Genomic DNA, 209 nt, shown 5'->3' on the forward strand with positions numbered 1-209 from the left:
GTGTGTCGTTGCCACTACTTCCGTTGAGCTTATCATCACCAGCTAAACCGCGTAGCGTATCATCGGTCGTAAAGCCCGTCAGGGTGTCGTTTCCATCGGTCCCTGTCAGTTGTGTGGCTGCAAATTCGATCTGAGTTAAATCGAGCGCCGTGCCATCGGCCATTTCGATACGTTCGATTTTATAAGCTTGGGAGCCCCCATAATAACTG

At 50.7% G+C, this 209-nt stretch carries 1 protein-coding gene; it reads right to left on the bottom strand.

Annotation, left to right across the window (positions count from 1 at the left end; all coding sequences use genetic code 11):
- Window positions 1–209 (bottom strand): calcium-binding protein (locus ACW689_RS21580; protein ID WP_476294467.1); only part of this gene is annotated, 209 nt, incomplete at both ends.

The sequence above is a fragment of the Pseudoalteromonas sp. ABE4_541 genome, assembly GCF_056312285.1.